We start from the raw sequence: 16,115 nt of genomic DNA on the forward strand, positions 1-16,115 counted from the left end.
CGCTTCGTGGAGCCTTCACGGCGGGGGCCTTTATGCAAGGGAATGCAGTGCGGGCCGGGCAGGCCCGAGGGTTCGGGGGCCCCGAGGGATCGCGGCTCGCCGGTCGGACGCAGACACTGGATTATAGGAAAAGCCGCAGCGTCGCGTGAAGAGGCCAAGCCGAGATTCGGCGGGGCCCCGGCGGGATGGGCGGGCCGGACGGGAGGTCGGGCCGCAGGCCGGCGAATCCGCGCGGGGATCCGGGGGAATTCCTGATGATCGGGGCCTCCGAGGGCCGATGGATGGTGTCGTCAGGATCGAGCCGGGTGCGTCGAAATCACGTCTTTATCGACGCCCCCAGGACTCTTGCTCGGCCCTCGAGCGGATCACGAGACGGCCAGGGTCCGCCCGGACCCGAGGTCGCGGCAAAGCACGGAGGACGAAGAACGATGGCGACTGCACGTCTGCGACTCTTCCCCTACACCGAGGAAGATCACGAGGAAGTCGAGGCTCCGTCCATCCCCATCCGGCTCTGCGACCTCTACCCCCTGCTCGCCCAGGCGTACCGCGACAATTACGTCTGGCTCCGCGACTTCGAAAACGACGAACTGCTCGTCAGCGGAGACCTGTACGAGGTGATCCGCGCCTTCTCGAACTGTCGTCCGTCGGCCTGATCCGGGACCTGAAGCCTCGCCGCCCGCCTCCGCTAGTCGCCTTCGAGGGTGCGGCCGAGGCGGCCGGGCCTTCGACCTTGTCGCCGCCTCGCGGAAGCGCTAGGCTAGGTGGGTGGCTCCACAAGGACGTCCCACTCCATCTCGGTCCGACTCGGCACTTCCACGAAGCGAGCTTCCACGATGGTCACCAAGAAAACCAGCACCGATGAGGCTTTCACGATCGAGCGTCATGGCGACGTGACCGTCATCACGGCGACGCCGGCCCTGGAGAAGCTCTCGTTTCGCCTCGAAGAACAGGCCGCCGACCTGATCCTCGACCCCATCCGGAGGCAGGACAACCCGCTGATCGTCTTCGACCTCAGCCGGGTCAACTACTTCGGCTCGATGTTCCTGGCCCTTCTGATCCGCACCTGGAAGCTGGCCTCGGCCCACGGCGGCTCGATGGCCCTCTCGGGCGTGACCGCGAGGACCCGCGAACTCCTCAGGGTGACCTCGCTCGACATCGTGTGGCCGATTTACGACACCCGCAGCGAGGCCGTCGCGGCGTTGGAACTCGACTGACCGCTCCCGACCGACCCGACCCCCCCGGGTCGGCTTTCGTCGCCGGACGGCGGCGCCCTCTCGGTGGCGCCGGCGTCCGTCGTCGCGCCTGCCGTTGACAGTTTCGTCCGCCGTCCCGATGATGACCATGAGGCCCTCGGCCGAATCCCGACGCGATCGCCGATCGTCCCCTTTCCCGGGAGCGGAGCCAAGATGGGGATTTACGACCGCGAATACTATCGTGGTGAAAAGAGCGGTCCCGGCTGGTTCAGCGGCCCCGCGCCGTGGTGCAAGACGATCATCGTCCTCAACGTCGCGATCTTCCTGCTCAGGGCGATCTTCCACCCCGATCAGGGATTCATCTACGAGTGGCTCGCGGCTTCCCCCGAGGGCATCTTCCGGCAGGGCCGCGTATGGCAGCTCCTGACGGCCACGTTCCTGCATGATCAGCTGTCGATCTGGCACATCCTCGGCAACATGCTGTTCCTGTGGATCGTCGGCCGAGAGATGGAGTCGATGTACGGCAGCCGGGACTTCCTGGCGTTCTACCTGGCCGCCGCCGTCTTCAGCACGTTCTGCTGGGCCGTGGCGGAGTCCACGGCGAGCGATCAGGTGCCCATGATCGGAGCCTCCGGCGCGGTGATGGCCGTCCTGACGCTGTACACTCTCTACTACCCGCGACGCGAGATCTTGTTCTTCTTCATCCCCATGCCGATGTGGGTCGTCCTGGGGATCTATCTGTTCTGGCCGCTGCTGGGCGGCGGCCGCGGCGACATCGCCATCGAGTCCCACCTGGCGGGGGCGGTCTTCGCCCTGGCGTTCAAGCACTTCGACCTGAGATGGTCGCGGCTGGTCGACGGTCGATTCAATCGGCCGCGACTCAAGGTGGTCTCGCCGCCGCGCTACGAGGCCACCACCCGCCCCCGCACTCCGGTCCCGACCCGTGCCGGCGAGACCGGGGGTGCCCGAGCTTCCTCGGTCTCCGTCCTGCCCGAGGAACAACTCGACGCCCAACTCGACGAGGTGCTCGCCAAGATCGCCCGCGAGGGCCGCGACGGGCTGAACGAGAGCGAGCGCCGGGTCCTCCAGGAGGCCAGCCGCCGAGCCCGCGACCGCCGGAGCGACCGACCCTGATGGCCCCGACGACCCCGCCCGCACCCGCGTTCACGATCCGAGACGCGGAGCACCAGGATCTCGACGTCATCGTCGAGTACAACCGAAGGCTCGCCGAGGAAACCGAGGGGAAGTCCCTGGACCCGTCGATCCTTCGCAGCGGCGTGTCGCGCGCCCTCGCCGACCCCGACCGCCTCCGCTACTGGGTCGCCATCGATCCGGACGGCCGCGTGATCGGCCAGACGGCCATCACACGCGAGTGGAGCGACTGGCGGGACGGCTGGCTCTGGTGGCTCCAGAGCGTCTACGTCGAGGCCCACTACCGAGGTCAGGGCGTGTTCAAGGCGCTCTACCATCGCATCCGGGTCGAGGCGAAGGCCTCGGGAGACGTGATCGGGATCCGCCTCTACGTGGAGCACGAGAACCAGCGAGCCAAGGAAGCCTATCGCGGGCTCGGCCTGGAAGCGGCCGGCTATTCGGTCTTCGAAGAGCTGTGGATCGGCACACCCGTTGACGAGGCCGACAGTCAGGGCGCCCCGTGAGAACGCGCCGCCCATCGTTCCAGCAGACCCGCGGCGTCGCCCGAATCGATCGCCAGCGCGGCTCGCTCGACGGCCGCCGGTAGGGACGTCCCCTCGACGACCCAGATCGCCGCGGCGGCGTTCGCCAGCAGGTAGGATCGCACGGGGCCGGGCTCGCCTCGGAAGGCTTCCCGCAGCAAGCGGGCGCTCTCCGACGGGCCTTCGACCCGCAGGTCCGTAGCGGGCGTCTCCGGCAGTCCGAAGTCGGCGGGACTCCAGGCGAGCGGCTCGATCCGGCCGCCGTCGACGAGCAGGACCTCCGTAGGCCCGGCGAGTGTCACCTCATCCAATCCGTCCTCTCCCCGCACGACCGCGGCGCGACGGATCGTCGCGGTCTTCGCCAGCACCTCCGCCATGCGCCGCGCGTGCTCGGGCCGGGGAGCCCCGACGAGTTGGAAGGCGGGCGACGCCGGGTTGCAGAGCGGGCCGACGAGGTTGAAGACCGTGCGGAACGGGAGCCGACGGCGGATCGGCGCGACCGCCTTCATGCCGGGGTGAAACCTCGGCGCGAAGAGGAACGCGACGCCCAACTCGTCCAGGGCCGCCCGCAGGACGGCGGGCTCCGCCTCCACCGCCACGCCCAGTTCCGTCAGCACGTCCGAACTCCCCGACGTGCTGGACGCGGCGCGGTTGCCGTGCTTGACCACGGGGACTCCGCAAGCCGCCAGGATCACGGCGGCCCCCGTCGAGATGTTCACGGTCGCCGCGCGGTCGCCGCCGGTCCCGCAGGTGTCGATCGCGTCGCTCCGGCCGGAGTCGAACGGGATCATCCGTTCCCGGATCGCTTCCACGGCCCCGAGAAGCTCCTCGCCCGTCTCCCCCTTGACGTGCAGCGCGGTGAGGAAGGCGGAGGTCTCGACCTCGCCGGCGAGGCCGTCCAGGATCGCGGCCACCGCGATCCGGGCCTGCTTGGTGCTCAGGGGACGTGACGAGGCCAGGGTTTCGATCGCGGTCGAGAACGAATCGTTCGGATCCATGAATCAAGGGACTCGTATGACGTGGCGTTCGAGCCGGCCCCCCGCGGGGCGATCGAGGCTGATGATCAGGGGGGCCTCGCCTTGATGCGAGAGATACCGGGCGGCCTGCTCGGCGGTCTGGATCGGCCGATCGTTGATCGCGGAGATGACGTCGTCGGCTCGACAAAGCTCGGCGAACGGGCTGCCCGGCTCGACGCGGACCACCAGGGCCCCGCGTGTCGCGTCCGGCAGTCCGCGATCGGCGGCGAGCGTCCCGTCCAGGCTCTGCATCTCCAGGCCCATCGCCCGCCCCACGGCCGACGCCGGCGCGTCCGACCCTCGGGCGGGGCCGACGGCGTTCGGCTTCGCGTCCCGGGCCGGCGCCTCGGGCTCCGCGAGGGCGACCTCGCGATCGGCCACGGTCACCTGCAGCTTCGTCTCGCGACCGTCGCGCCACACGACCAGGTCGGCCGGCTTCCCCACGGGGAACATCGAGACGGCGTTGATCAGGTGGTTCTGGTCCTGGATCGCGGCCCCGGCGAACTGGAGCACGACGTCCCCCGCGTGGAGCCCCGCACGCTCGGCCGGCGAGTCGGGGTTGACCACCTCGATCAGGGCGCCCCGGGGCCGGTCCAGCCCGTGCTCTACGGCCTTCTCCGGGCGGAAGTCGGGGTCGAGCCTGACCCCCAGGCCCCCCCGCGTGACCCGGCCGTTGACGATCAGTTCGTTCATGATCCAGCGGGCGAGGTTGATCGGGATGCTGAAGCCGACCCCCTCATTGCCGCCGTGGCTGCTGGCGATCGAATTGTTGACGCCGATGACCTCGCCGAGCATGTTCACCAGCGGCCCGCCCGAATTGCCCGGGTTGATGGCCGCGTCGGTCTGCAGGAAATCCTGATTCTCCACGTCCTGCAGCTCGTCCATGTGGCGGCCACGGGCGCTGATGATCCCCTGGCTCACCGAATGGGTCAGGCCGAACGGGCTTCCCAGGGCCAGGACCCAGCTTCCCACCTGGACCACGTCGCTGTCGCCGAAACGGGCGGCGGGCAGGTCGTCGCGGTCGAGCTTCAGCACGGCGACGTCCGCCATGACGTCGCTCCAGACCTTCTCGGGAGTGAGTGAGCGGCCGTCCTGCAGGAACACCCGGATCCGATTGCTCTTTCCACCTTCGACGACGTGGTGATTCGTCAGCACGAAGAGGCCCGGCGCCTTGTCGCTCCGGACGATGACCCCCGAGCCGGTCTCTTCGAATTTGCGAGCCCGCTGCCCTTCCTCGTTCCGTGAAGTCTTCTGAGTGACGATGTGGACGACCGTCGGCCGCACGGCACGCGACACCAGCTCGAAGATTCGATCGACGTGCCGGAAGCGGTCGTATTCCCGCGCCAGCTCATCGTAGACCTTGGCGTCGCTCTCCTCGACCCGGCTGATCTTCCGGACCTCGGCGGTCGCCGGGCCGTTCAGCGCCGGCGATGTCCCCGCGACTTGGGCCGAGATCGTCGCTCCGCCGCGACCCACCTGGAAGCCGACGCCGAGGCCGACGCCGAGCGAGCCCGCCGCAAGCATGATCGAGGCCGACCGGATCTTCATGAACGGACTCCGCGCCGATAGATCGGAAGGCGATTCGGCTCGCGCAAAAAAATGGGCGACGGACGCTCGCCAACGCCGGACCGGCTCCACCTCAATATACATCTCGTGGAGATCCCAAGTCAAAACTCCGACCCACGCCCGACTCCCCCATTCCAGTCCGCTGCGAATCGGAGCAGGCGTCCTCTCGTCGAATCCTTGAATCTCCGAATCTTGACTTCTTCAATATGCAAACTAGGAATTTGTATCGAGGGTTCTTGTCGTTGGTCGATACTTGACCGGCACCTCCGGGATCGAGGCGTGATTCGATCGATCGCTTGGTTGATGGGGGAGAGGCGATGCATGGCTTTGCGAGACGGATGGCCTGGGCGATTGGCCTGACGGCTGCGATGGCGGGCGGCTCGACGGCGTCGGCTTCCGACCGCAGGCCGAACATCATCCTCGTCGTGGCGGACGATCTCGGCTGGGGCGACGTCGGTTTCAACGGCCGGACGGAATGGAGCACGCCGCGTCTGGATCGGCTCGCACGCGAGGGGATCGTCCTCAACCGCTGTTACGCCCCGGCACCGATCTGCGCGCCGAGCCGTGGGGCCTACTTGACGGGCAAGTTCACCATCCACTCGGGGGTTTCGAAGAACAGCGACGACCTTCCCAGCGAACAGACCACGATCGCCGAGGCCCTGCGCCCCTCGGGTTATGCGACGGCCGCGTTCGGGAAGTGGCATCACGGCCGCCCCAAGCCGGGGACGCGCGAATACGTCCACCCGCTGGATCAGGGCTTCGACGAATTCTACGGCTTCACGGACGCCACTGCCGCCTGGGAGAAGGACCCCAAGCAGCTGTGGAAGGGTCGCGAGCGGGTCCCGGTCGACGGTTACGCCGACGACCTGTTCACCGACCAGGCCCTGGACTTCGTGGACCGTCGCCGCGACCAGCCGTTCTTCCTCTACTTGGCCTACACAGCGACCCATTTCACGATCGCCGCCCCGCCCGACGAGGTGGCGAAGCACGTGGGGAAGCTGCCCGAGCCGAGGGAGGGCCAGGATCTCTCGGCGCACTACGCGGGGATGGTGACGCGGCTCGACGCGAACGTCGGGCGAGTCCTCGATCGCCTGGATGTCCTCGGGCTGCGCGAGGACACCTTGATCGTGTTCACGAGCGACAACGGGGCGACCTTCGAGTCGGGGAACCTCGGCGTCAGCGCCCTGCTCGACGGCAATCGACCGTTCCGGGGTCAGAAGCGAACCCTCTGGGAAGGAGGGATCCGCGTTCCAGGGGTGGCGTCGTGGCCCGGTCGATTGCCGGCCGGGACCGTGTCTTCCGTGCCGATCAGCCTGATCGACCTCCTTCCGACCTTCGCCGCGGCGGCTGGGGCGACGGTCGATCCCTCGTGGAACATCGACGGGGCGAACCTGCTGCCGTCGTGGCAGGGTCACGAGTCCTTGAAGGCCAGGAAGCTGTTCTGGGAGTGGCGGGCCGAGGGCTCGGATCAGGTCGCCGCGATCGAGGGTGATTACAAGTTGGTCGTCACTCGCGGCGGCAAGCCCGAACTCTACAACGTGACGAACGACCCGGCCGAACGCCGAGATGTGGCCGCCGAACGACCCGACTTGGTTACGGCCCTGAAACGCGAACTTGACGCTTGGCTCCGAAGCGAGCCGTCGCCGGGAGGATGATCGTCCGGCGATTGATTTCCGGCAGGGAGGTCTTCGTGGCGTGAAGGATCGTTGCAGCGGTTTCTCGACGCGAGACGCGAGGGTAAGCTGATGAAGAGGTTCCAGTCCGGGCTGGCGGTGGTTGGGCTCCTCCTTGTGGGTGTATCCGCCAGCGTGGCGGACGAAGGCGGCCTGGGCGGCGACGTCGCCAGGCTTCAGGGGAAATGGGAATGCCGCGCCGGGACCTCCCGCGAGTTCCAGGTGAGCCTCGACGTCGATGGGAAACGGGTCGAGGTCCTGATCCAGACCCCGCAGGGGCTGAAGCTGCAGGCGCGTGGCGAGATCCGACTCGACGAGACGACCTCACCCCGGAAGATCGACTGGATCGACTTCTCGGCGGGCGATTTCCAGGCCTTTCCCGAAGTTCAGGGCGTCTACAAGATCGAGGGGGACTCGTTCGTGATCTGCAACGGCGGCTTCAACGGCGCGCGGCCGGTCGACTTCATCCCCGGAGACGGCCCGCTCGCCGACGTCGTGACCTTCCGTCGCAACGATTCGGCCAAGGTGGCGGACGCGAGCCCGTCGGGCGAAGCCAAAAAGTGACCGTCTCGGACGTCCAGAACTCCGCTCGCCGGGAACTGAGCCATGGTTGAAGTGGCCGCCATCGTGTTATGCGGCGGCGAGAGCCGGCGGATGGGAACCTGCAAGGCCGATCTGCCCTTCGGACCCGAGACGCTCCTGCAGCGGTCCGTCCGGCTCATCGGCGGCGTCGCTCGGCCTCTGGTCGTCGCAGCGGCCCACGATCAGCCGATCCCGCCGCTGCCGGCGTTCGCGATCGTCGCTCGCGACCCGCCCAGCCGTCGCGGCCCTTTGCAAGGCCTGGCCTCGGGGCTGGCGGCGCTGGGACGGGATGTGGATCTCGTGTATCTCGCCTCGGTAGATGCCCCATTCTTCAAGCCTCGCTGGCTGGAGACTCTAGTCGCGACGATCGGCGATCACGACGCGGTCGTCGCGGTGATCGAGGGCCGGATCGACCCGCTCAACGCCCTCTATCGAGCGGCACCGACCCGTTCGGCCGTCGAAGGCTTGCTGGGGCGGGGCCAGCTTCGCGCGTCGACACTGTTCGATTGCCTGAATACCAGGGCGGTCGCCGACTCGGAGCTGCGGCGGCTCGATCCCGACGGGAGGGCGCTCGCGAACCTGAACACCCCTGAAGACTACCGCCGAGCCCTCGACTTGTTGGAGGGTAGAGCCCCCTCGAGTTGACCTAACATCTCTCGCAAACGGCGGCCAATTCTTCCAAAGTCCTTTCCCGCCAACGCCTTGGCAGCGTGACGCGAATCGCCGAAAACCCGCCGGATTTCGTTGGGAGCCACATCGGGCGTTGGGTATACTCAAGGGTGGCTGGGAATGGATGCGTTCGCGAAACCGATCCCTCGGGGACACGCTCGTCGACCCTTCTCCCTTCCTCCCGGGCCGCCATCCGGCCCCTTTCGCCTCGGCCTAGAAAGTAAAACGAGGGCCGCTTTCACGTCCAGGCTCAGGAGATTGCAAGTTGGGCAAGAAATTGTACGTCGGTAACCTGACCTACGGGGTCGCCGATACCGACCTTGAGCAGCTCTTTTCCCAGTTCGGGACCGTCCAGAGCGCTCAGGTGATCACCGATCGCGAGACCGGTCGCAGCAAAGGCTTCGGATTTGTCGAGATGGACACGGATGCCGAAGCTCAGGACGCCATCCGCGCCCTGCACGACCAGGAACACAACGGGCGTCGGCTCACCGTCAATGAAGCCCGGCCTCGCGAGCCTCGCTCGGGCGGCGGCGGCGGCTACGGCGGTGGTGGCGGCGGCGGCTACGGCGGCGGCGGCGGCGGTCGCGGCGGCTACGGCGGCGGTGGCGGCTACGGCGGCGGCGGCGGTGGTCGGGGTCGTTATTGATCCTTCGATCTCTGGGCGTGGACGATCGAATCTGAGCGATTGTCGGCTTACCGCGTGATGTCCAACTGACTCGCCGGGATCCAGGGTCTGCTTGTTCGAGAGCGGCTCTGGGTCTCGTCGTACGATCCGCGAATGAGGGCTGGCCCTCACGCTCGTGATCGCCCAGGGTCGGACGCCTGACCTGGGACGACTCAATGCATCAAAAACAACGCAGGCCGGCGAGGGGAAACCCTTCGCCGGCCTGCATCATTTGAGCGTCGAATCAGATTCCAGTCGCGGGCCCGCGATCAGCGGGCCGAGTCGCTGAAGTCCATCTCGAAGTCGCTGAGATTGATCTTGGCGTCGCCTTCCTCGTCGGCAGGCTTGGAGAAGACCTTCGCCCAGCGGAGCGAGTCGGAATCCATACCACGCCCCTGGCCGAGCCGCTCGTTCTCGCGCTGGCAGTCGATGCAGCTGTTCGTATACGGCAGGGCGTTCAGCCGGGGTTCGGAGATCTTGCCGCCGCAGAATTCGCAACGGCCGTAAACTCCGGCCGCGATCCGCTGCAGGGCATGCTCGATCTGTCCGAGTTCGCGGCTCTCGATCTCGACGAGGCGGGAGCTGATCTCATCGTTGGCGGAATCGACCGCGGCGTCCACGTTGTCGCCCACGCCGCCCATATCCGAAAACTTCCGGAAGCCGTCGAGGTCCCCGGAGAGGGCCTTGCGGAGAGCGTCTCGTCGCGCGATCAACCGAGAGGTCAAGCGAAGCAGAGCGTCTTTGCGGGCCATGTTACACCTCCTGGTGTATTTCTTCTGGGATCACTGAGACTCGGCCGCCGCAGATCGAGGGTCCGCATCACCGTCGAGCGCCAGCGCAGGTATGAATCGGCTCGGAGACGATATCAAGAGGAGGATAGCTCATCGCGGGGTCCACGGCGGCGAGTCGTCAAAGATCCCAGGCCGATCTTCGGGCCTCGAACGGTCGGCGCGGGGATCATCGCCTTACGCCAAAAGGTAGTAGCACACGAGATGCCATCAGAAACTCTGGGGCTGTCATTCTCTCCAAAGCCGTGGGTATTACGCTGACGGCCTCGAAAGGTTTGACGAATTCGCTAGGATTTCCGTTCCCTCTGCTCCAATAGATGAGCAGGGCCCCCCGGCCTCGAAACGCAAAGTCTGCAACTCGTTTCGATTAGGCCGCGGAACTCGTCGGAACGACGAGCGGTCTCGGCTTGAGAAATCGAGGAGGGCGACGAGGCGGGAAAGCGTCGTTATTCTGGACCCCGCTCGCCGGAAATCAATCAAAAAATCTCCCGGCACGGGGATTTTATCGAGAATCGGCCGACCCGAGCGACAGGATCGGCCTAGAAGGATTCGATCGGCAGGACGAAGTCCGAGGCCACCCGCGGGGTCGAACTCCCGGGGACGTAAAGGAAATTGACATACCTCCGTTGCCGGGTCTCCAGGAAGATCCACTGCAGAATCACCCGCCCCTTCGTGGCGATGATGGTCCGGGAGGTCGGCTCGACGCCGAGGACGGCCCGGACTTCGGGCGGGGTCTTGCCTCGCAAGCCCTGGTCGCCCTCGACGGGCGGGCTCGTCGGCTGAGCGGAGGCCTGGGCGGGGGCGTCCTTCACCCACTCGTCGCCCGCGAGTCGGTAGCCGCGGAGCTTGAACGCCTCCGTCACCTCGGCGGAGCCGGGGGCGATCTTCCAGGCCCTTTCCAGGAGCTGCCGGGACTGCTCCGAGTCGCGCAGAAGTTCCTCGTATTGCCCGGCCAGCGCAACCGGGCCCTCGGCGTCTGTGTCGCGGAGCCGATCGCGTTGCGCTTTGAGCCAGTCTCGATACAGCTCGATCGCGCCATCGGGGTCCTTCGCCCGGTCGGAGAGCAAGGCGCCGATGGTCTTGACCTCGGCGAGACGCAAAGACGGCAGGTTCGCGGCGGCCCTCTCGCGCACCTGACCGATCAGCCTGGCGGCGAGCTGGGGACGGTCCGGCACGAGATCGCCTGCCCTGTCGACCACGCGCAAGGCCGACTGGACGTCCTGGACGACCTGAAGTTCGAGCGACCGCTCGACGACGTCCGCCCAAAGTTCGCGGTCCATGGACGTGCGGACTTCGGGCGTCGCGGCCCGATAGCTCCCGGCCGGGTCCTGAGCGTAACGGTCACGCCACGAGGCGACGTCCGCTCCCCCTGCCGCGAGGGGCTGTGCGGAGGCCGGGAAAAACCGCTCGACCTCGGTTTTGAGCGATTCCAGGCCAGCGGGCGAGTTCGCGGCAGCCAGCATGGAACGGAAGGCGCGATGGGCCAGCGCCGAGGGTTCCGGCTCGGCGACGCCTCGTTTGCGGCCGTCCTGGGCCAGATTCAGCCATTCCCCGGGGGCGTCCACCGTGACCCGCTGGGCGTCGGCCTGGATCTGCAGGGCCTCGACCTCGACCGCCCCGGCCCGGCGTGCGAGTTCCTTGTCGCCGAAGTCGCGGGCCCGCTTCGAGGCCCATTGCACCCACGATCGCCTTTGGGCGAAGTCTCGCGCCGGGAGCGCGGCGACGGCCTTGTCGAACCGCTCCACGTCCGCCGGCTGGAGGCTCAGGGATGTCGCGTCCAGGTGGAGTCGCGTGCCTTCGCGGGTCAGGCGGCCCTGGACCACGACGGCCGGGTTGCGGGGCGGGGACTCCGGCCGCAGCTCCTCAGGGAGGCGGACGGCGAGGGGCGTGCGCTTCAGGTAAAGCTCGTCGAACCCGACCTTGGGATGGTGCTGGAAGAACTTGATCCGGTCGTCGACGACCACGAGCTTACCCACCAGATCCTCCCTGCGAGTCAGCTCGGCCGGCTCCACGGGGACGGGAGCTTCCTGCCGGCCGCTCGCCTCGCCCGTGAGGCCCGCGCCCAGCAGCAAGGCCAGGGCCGCGGCCAGGCCCCGGGCGTCGGAAGCGAATCGGAAACGCCCCAGCGTGATCGTGGTCATCACTCGTCTCCGATTTCGGGGGCGGGGGCCGGTTCGATCGCATCGGGCCAGCCGAGCGACTCCAGGGCTTCGTGGAACTGGACGAAGAGGCCGCTGTCGGGCTCCAGGCGAACGACCCAGGCGTTCTTCGCGGCGTCGAACTCGAGGGCGGCGAGCCGGGCCCCGAAGACGACGTGGTCGCCGACCTTGGGGCGGGCGAGATCGAAGAGCTGGAAGCCCTCGAAGTCGATCCGGGCCGACCGTTCAGGGCGGGCCCCCCCCGCGCGGAAGCTACCGGCGTCGGCCGTGGGGAGGACGACGTAGTCGATCTCGTAGCGTTTCTCCGGGCTTTCGGGCGTCGCCTTGATCCGCGAGTCGAACACGACGCCCCGGCCTCGATGCTGGTCGTCGAACCGGGAGGCCCAGGACTTGGGGTTGGTCCTGGCCGCCTCGTCAAGCAGCTCCTCGAGGCCGGCGTTCGAGAGGTTGACGTAGAGCGAGGCCTCGTCGGCGGCCTGGCGGATCCGATCGGCACCTTCCACCTCGCCGCCAAGGGTATCGACCGCTTGCTTGGCGGGGGCGAGGAGCTGATAGGCCTTGTCGAAGTCGCCGGCCTCCAGCGCGGGGATCCCCTCGACGCGGCCCAGCTCGGCGACCTGGGGCAGCCCCTGGAGGTGGATCCGCCAGGCTCGATAGGCGACCGTCGCCACGACGAGCAGGGAGACGACCGCGAAGAGCCGCAAGGGCCGCCACGCGGAGCGGCGTCGGCCCCTGGGCTCGATCTCGACCACGGGACGGCTCGGGGAATCGCGTCTGGCTCGGGCCGCCGGGGCCGCTTCGCTCAGCACCGCGGGCTCGACGACTCGCGACGGGCGGCGGCGTGGCGCCTTCGCCGCGGGTCGGGCCCTGGCGGGGCTCGAGGCCGCCTCCTCGTCGACGGGGTCGACGCCGCGATCGGGCGAGGCCGCCTCGTCTTCCCAGGAAATCTCGGCGTCCGGGTGGGGGATCGCGTCGGCGATCTCGACCGTGACCTCGTCCGCGTCGTTCAGCTCGATCGGCCCTTCCTCGATCGCCCGGGGCGGCGAATAGGACTCGGTCGACCTGCCACGCCCCGTCGTCGTCGAGATCCGCGGCCCGGGGTCCGGCAGCGGGCTGACGGGCAGCACGAACACGCCCTCGCCGCAGGCCGGGCAACGGAGCGCCTGATAGCCTTCGGTTCGCTGGCCGCGAACGCGATGTCCAAGCGGGCACACCACGTTGAAATACTGGACCTCGGCCTCCGACGTCGTCGCCAGGCCCTTGATCAAGTTCCTCGCTCGGCCGAAGAGACCCAAAGACCACCTCTTCCCCGCCGAACCGCGACGCGGTGCGGTCGATCGACGACCAACCTGGCGGGGTTCGAACCATGACGACCGTAAGACAGGCGTTTCTCGAATTATGGAGACCTGTGCGTCGAACGTCAACGATCCGCGCCCCTTGCCGGCAACCGGGCTGGAAAGCGAACGGGCCGCGGCCTCTGGCGAGGCGACGACCCGTCGTGGAGGGAATCGTGCGGAGTCGTGATCAGTAGCGGAGGATCGCCGCCAGTCCGGTCTCCGTCGGCATCCGATCGGGGGGCACGACCACCACCTCGCCCTTCATGCGAAGGACGCCCTCGGCCAGGTCGTCGATCAGGTCGTCGATCAGGTCGTCGACACCGGGGTCGTCGATCGAGTGGGCCTTCTGGATCTTGCCGTTCTCCAGCTCGAGCTTCCCGGGGACGACGCGATCGGCCTCGACGAGCAGCGTGGCGATGCGGCCGGCCGCCGCTTCGCGGGCCGCCTCGGCCAGCTTGCTCACGGCCTTGCCCGCCGCCTGGGCGGCCTGAAATCGCTCGCTTAACATGGAAGCTCCGCCACCACCGGTTCCGCGACCGGCCGTTGGAGCTGATAGTCGTGAAAGGCGTCGGCCGAGCGGAACAGCGCCAGGCCGTCCTGTTGATGGGTCCAGAACTGGTAATCGTCGAGCAGCCGGCGGCATCGGCTCCAGCAGGGCGTCGACCTCGCGTGCCGGATGCTTCTCGCTGAACGATCGCTCGGCGCGGGTCAGGAGGTTCTTGTAGCGGATCAAATCCTGGCCGTTCTCGGGATTCGCGCGGTGAGTCGGCTCTTACAGCGACACGACTGGCGCCGCGACGGGTCCCAGAAGTCCCCGGAGGTCCTCCGTCGTGATGTGGGGCATTCGCATTCTCCGGATCAAGATTCACGGTCTGTCGGAGAATGAGAAGCAACTCTGGGACCGGGCTCGATCGTGGCGGATTCGATCAGCCGCGGGTGATCGCCTCGAACAAATCGTCCGGGCAATGCTCGTCGAAGCGGACGCGGACGAAGTGCCCCCCGTCGCCCGTCGGCGAGACCTCCAACACCTCGCCCACGGCGCAGTCGGAGGGGGCGGCCTTCGCCGCCTTGAGCCAGACCTCGTCCCCCGGCGCGGGGGGAGTGGGGGTCAAGATGCGGGCGCCCCCCCGACTGAGGTTGAGGACCAGCGAGCCGACCGTCGCGAACTCCGACTCCGAAGCCCACCAGCCGAGCCAGGTCCGGCCGTCGACCGCCGGCAGCCTGGGCTCGGCGCGACGTTCCAGCGAGATGTGCGGACCCCGCCCGCGGCTCGGGCCCGACACCATGCGCCTCTCGGTCGACCTGTCGAGCTTCATCGTGCGACCCTCCAATCCTGGACGCCGGCTATCCCGGAGCCGTCGAGGGCGAGGACCGGACCCGCCCCGGCTCCCCGCCCCTCTCTTCGCAACCCTAGGGTGCGGTTCGGGGGCGGGACGGCCGCGTTGAGAATAAACACGATCCGTCGCCCGACGTCACCCGTCGCACCGCGGCGACCGGGCGGCCTTGGAGGCGAGAGGTCAGGCCCGGAGCGTCTCCATGGAAGTCCTCAGGTCGCGGTCGACGCCGAAGAGTCGGTCGAGGTTCGAGGTCCGGAAGACCTGCTGGAGCACGGGGGACAGCTCGCAGAGTCGGAGCTTGCCGTGGGTGCCGTCGACCCGGCGCTGGAGGAGGATGAGCTTGCTCAGGAGGGTGCTGGAGATCAGGCCGACGTCGCTGAAGTCCAGGACGAGTCGGATCGGCTTGCCGTCGTTGGGGAGGTTTGCGGCGATCTGCTCGGCCGCTTCGCGCACGGTCCGCTCGTCGAACAGCTGGCGGTCGTGGAAGCGGACGACCTTGACCCCGTCGACCTCCGTCATGCTGATCCGGTCTGCTGGAGGCATTTTACTGATCCTGTGAAGATCATTCGGGTTCGGTTGCGGATCTCTTGCGGCGGAGGCGACCGAGACGGTCCGAGGCCGGCCCGGCCGGACGAGGGCGGTTCGATTCGACTTCGGCCGTAGGCTCGGACCTGGAGGAGGTCTCGGGCTCCCCCCTCTCGATCGCCGCGAGCGCGGCATCGCGATCGACGAGGAACTCGAAGAGCTTGTCGAGCTTGCTCGCGCGGAAGACTTCGGCGACCGTGGGTTCGACGTGGCAGAAGACCACGCGGCCCCCATTCTGCCTGGCGCTCCGGTGGAGTGCCACGAAATTCCCGAGCGCCGCCGAACCGGCGAAGCCGACCCCCGCCAGGTCGATCACCACGAACGGCCGGCCTTTCGCCTTGAGATGCTCGTCGTACCGATGCCGAAGTTCCAGGGCGGGCGCCGGGTCCAGCCGGAGGCAGTCCCAGAACTCCGCCAGGAGCACGCCGTCCACGTTATGGACCTGAACGGTTGGCTTCAACATCGATCGATCACCTGTGCCTGACGGTTAGATAAGACGTCCCGTCCGCCCGGGCCGTGGGGCGGCTTCGTGCAGGCGGTCGCGACCTTGCCGCTCGGTGGAAGGCCGACGTCGACGACCGATTCCTCGCCCCCGCCCCTCGAGGGCGCCGGGGTCATCCTAGCAGCGCCCTCGGGTCCCGAACAGGGACCTGTCCGAACCGTCGCGGGCGTCAAGTCGCGAAGAAACGCTGCATCCCGCACCGGCCGCGAGTGGTCTCGCGGGATCGGCTGCGGAGGTCGTCGAGGCCGGACGATCTCACCATTTGGACGCCCGTTCGATGCGGTCCCTCGGCACTCCGATCGAGGTGCGGCGCGGCGCTCGGGTCGACGGCTGGGACGGCGGCCTCGCCGTACCTCGACTCCAGGGTACAA

General features: G+C 67.8%; 17 protein-coding genes. 8 read left to right on the forward strand and 9 right to left on the reverse strand.

Going from position 1 to position 16,115, the window contains the following annotated elements; genetic code table 11:
• Positions 1–428 precede the first annotated feature (428 nt).
• From G6O68_RS06495 to G6O68_RS06510, 4 genes are all read left to right on the forward strand, one after another.
• Positions 429–653 (forward strand): hypothetical protein, encoded by a 225-nt coding sequence (locus G6O68_RS06495; protein ID WP_165246039.1) that lies wholly within the window; start codon positions 429–431, stop codon positions 651–653.
• A 180-nt stretch (positions 654–833) separates the two neighbouring features.
• Positions 834–1,214 carry an STAS domain-containing protein gene (locus G6O68_RS06500; RefSeq protein WP_165246041.1) on the forward strand — a complete coding sequence of 127 codons (381 nt, stop codon included), beginning with the start codon at positions 834–836 and terminating at the stop codon, positions 1,212–1,214.
• 192 nt (positions 1,215–1,406) lie between these two features.
• Positions 1,407–2,327 carry a rhomboid family intramembrane serine protease gene (locus G6O68_RS06505; RefSeq protein WP_165246043.1) on the forward strand — a complete coding sequence of 307 codons (921 nt, stop codon included), beginning with the start codon at positions 1,407–1,409 and terminating at the stop codon, positions 2,325–2,327.
• A complete protein-coding gene (locus G6O68_RS06510; protein WP_165246045.1) occupies positions 2,327–2,848 on the forward strand; it encodes a GNAT family N-acetyltransferase in 522 nt (173 codons plus the stop codon). The genes G6O68_RS06505 and G6O68_RS06510 overlap by 1 nt, the downstream gene beginning before the upstream one ends.
• Here the strand turns inward: G6O68_RS06510 and trpD are convergent.
• Positions 2,833–3,864, reverse strand: a complete 1,032-nt coding sequence (trpD, locus tag G6O68_RS06515) for an anthranilate phosphoribosyltransferase (protein WP_165246047.1) — start codon at positions 3,862–3,864, stop codon at positions 2,833–2,835. The two genes, G6O68_RS06510 and trpD, sit on opposite strands and share 16 nt — an antisense overlap.
• A 3-nt stretch (positions 3,865–3,867) precedes the next feature.
• Positions 3,868–5,430: a trypsin-like peptidase domain-containing protein gene (locus G6O68_RS06520; RefSeq protein ID WP_165246049.1), complete on the reverse strand. Its 1,563-nt coding sequence runs from the start codon at positions 5,428–5,430 to the stop codon at positions 3,868–3,870.
• Between the two features lie 356 nt (positions 5,431–5,786).
• On the opposite strand from G6O68_RS06520, the gene G6O68_RS06525 reads away from it, so the two are divergent.
• From G6O68_RS06525 to G6O68_RS06540, 4 genes are all read left to right on the forward strand, one after another.
• Complete coding sequence (locus tag G6O68_RS06525) at positions 5,787–7,103, forward strand: sulfatase-like hydrolase/transferase (RefSeq protein WP_165246051.1); 1,317 nt, start codon at positions 5,787–5,789, stop codon at positions 7,101–7,103.
• 90 nt (positions 7,104–7,193) lie between these two features.
• Entirely contained in the window at positions 7,194–7,685 is a 492-nt protein-coding gene (locus G6O68_RS06530) for a hypothetical protein (RefSeq protein WP_165246053.1), read from the forward strand.
• Between the two features lie 42 nt (positions 7,686–7,727).
• Entirely contained in the window at positions 7,728–8,348 is a 621-nt protein-coding gene (gene mobA, locus G6O68_RS06535) for a molybdenum cofactor guanylyltransferase (RefSeq protein ID WP_261345590.1), read from the forward strand.
• Between the two features lie 289 nt (positions 8,349–8,637).
• Positions 8,638–9,018, forward strand: coding sequence for an RNA recognition motif domain-containing protein (locus G6O68_RS06540; RefSeq protein ID WP_165246057.1), 381 nt, complete (start codon positions 8,638–8,640; stop codon positions 9,016–9,018).
• Between the two features lie 287 nt (positions 9,019–9,305).
• On the opposite strand, the gene G6O68_RS06545 is transcribed toward G6O68_RS06540, so the two are convergent.
• The 7 genes from G6O68_RS06545 to G6O68_RS06575 form a co-directional block, all read right to left on the reverse strand.
• On the reverse strand, positions 9,306–9,788 hold the full coding sequence (locus tag G6O68_RS06545) for a TraR/DksA family transcriptional regulator (RefSeq protein ID WP_165246059.1): 483 nt from the start codon (positions 9,786–9,788) through the stop codon (positions 9,306–9,308).
• 575 nt (positions 9,789–10,363) lie between these two features.
• Complete coding sequence (locus tag G6O68_RS06550) at positions 10,364–11,965, reverse strand: hypothetical protein (protein WP_165246061.1); 1,602 nt, start codon at positions 11,963–11,965, stop codon at positions 10,364–10,366.
• Positions 11,965–13,251, reverse strand: coding sequence for a hypothetical protein (locus G6O68_RS06555; RefSeq protein ID WP_165246063.1), 1,287 nt, complete (start codon positions 13,249–13,251; stop codon positions 11,965–11,967). Before G6O68_RS06555 ends, G6O68_RS06550 begins: the two co-directional genes overlap by 1 nt.
• A gap of 256 nt (positions 13,252–13,507) precedes the next feature.
• Positions 13,508–13,828: a hypothetical protein gene (locus G6O68_RS32325; RefSeq protein WP_206108028.1), complete on the reverse strand. Its 321-nt coding sequence runs from the start codon at positions 13,826–13,828 to the stop codon at positions 13,508–13,510.
• A 418-nt stretch (positions 13,829–14,246) separates the two neighbouring features.
• Complete coding sequence (locus G6O68_RS06565) at positions 14,247–14,636, reverse strand: PilZ domain-containing protein (RefSeq protein WP_165246066.1); 390 nt, start codon at positions 14,634–14,636, stop codon at positions 14,247–14,249.
• Positions 14,637–14,837: 201 nt separating this feature from the next.
• Positions 14,838–15,200, reverse strand: coding sequence for an STAS domain-containing protein (locus G6O68_RS06570; RefSeq protein ID WP_165246068.1), 363 nt, complete (start codon positions 15,198–15,200; stop codon positions 14,838–14,840).
• A gap of 19 nt (positions 15,201–15,219) precedes the next feature.
• Positions 15,220–15,705 (reverse strand): STAS domain-containing protein, encoded by a 486-nt coding sequence (locus G6O68_RS06575; RefSeq protein ID WP_165246070.1) that lies wholly within the window; start codon positions 15,703–15,705, stop codon positions 15,220–15,222.
• Positions 15,706–16,115: the final 410 nt, after the last annotated feature.

The sequence above is a fragment of the Paludisphaera soli genome (assembly GCF_011064595.1).
GTDB classification, from domain to species: Bacteria; Planctomycetota; Planctomycetia; order Isosphaerales; family Isosphaeraceae; genus Paludisphaera; species Paludisphaera soli.

Coding starts and splice junctions, on each gene's coding strand:
- G6O68_RS32325 (WP_206108028.1), bottom strand. CDS start 13,828: ATGTTAAGCGAGCGATTTCAGGCCGCCCAGGCGGCGGGCAAGGCCGTG.
- G6O68_RS06505 (WP_165246043.1), top strand. CDS start 1,407: ATGGGGATTTACGACCGCGAATACTATCGTGGTGAAAAGAGCGGTCCC.
- trpD (WP_165246047.1), bottom strand. CDS start 3,864: ATGGATCCGAACGATTCGTTCTCGACCGCGATCGAAACCCTGGCCTCG.
- G6O68_RS06495 (WP_165246039.1), top strand. CDS start 429: ATGGCGACTGCACGTCTGCGACTCTTCCCCTACACCGAGGAAGATCAC.
- G6O68_RS06510 (WP_165246045.1), top strand. CDS start 2,327: ATGGCCCCGACGACCCCGCCCGCACCCGCGTTCACGATCCGAGACGCG.
- G6O68_RS06575 (WP_165246070.1), bottom strand. CDS start 15,705: ATGTTGAAGCCAACCGTTCAGGTCCATAACGTGGACGGCGTGCTCCTG.
- G6O68_RS06520 (WP_165246049.1), bottom strand. CDS start 5,430: ATGAAGATCCGGTCGGCCTCGATCATGCTTGCGGCGGGCTCGCTCGGC.
- G6O68_RS06530 (WP_165246053.1), top strand. CDS start 7,194: ATGAAGAGGTTCCAGTCCGGGCTGGCGGTGGTTGGGCTCCTCCTTGTG.
- G6O68_RS06500 (WP_165246041.1), top strand. CDS start 834: ATGGTCACCAAGAAAACCAGCACCGATGAGGCTTTCACGATCGAGCGT.
- G6O68_RS06565 (WP_165246066.1), bottom strand. CDS start 14,636: ATGAAGCTCGACAGGTCGACCGAGAGGCGCATGGTGTCGGGCCCGAGC.
- G6O68_RS06525 (WP_165246051.1), top strand. CDS start 5,787: ATGGCCTGGGCGATTGGCCTGACGGCTGCGATGGCGGGCGGCTCGACG.
- mobA (WP_261345590.1), top strand. CDS start 7,728: ATGGTTGAAGTGGCCGCCATCGTGTTATGCGGCGGCGAGAGCCGGCGG.
- G6O68_RS06570 (WP_165246068.1), bottom strand. CDS start 15,200: ATGCCTCCAGCAGACCGGATCAGCATGACGGAGGTCGACGGGGTCAAG.
- G6O68_RS06545 (WP_165246059.1), bottom strand. CDS start 9,788: ATGGCCCGCAAAGACGCTCTGCTTCGCTTGACCTCTCGGTTGATCGCG.
- G6O68_RS06550 (WP_165246061.1), bottom strand. CDS start 11,965: ATGACCACGATCACGCTGGGGCGTTTCCGATTCGCTTCCGACGCCCGG.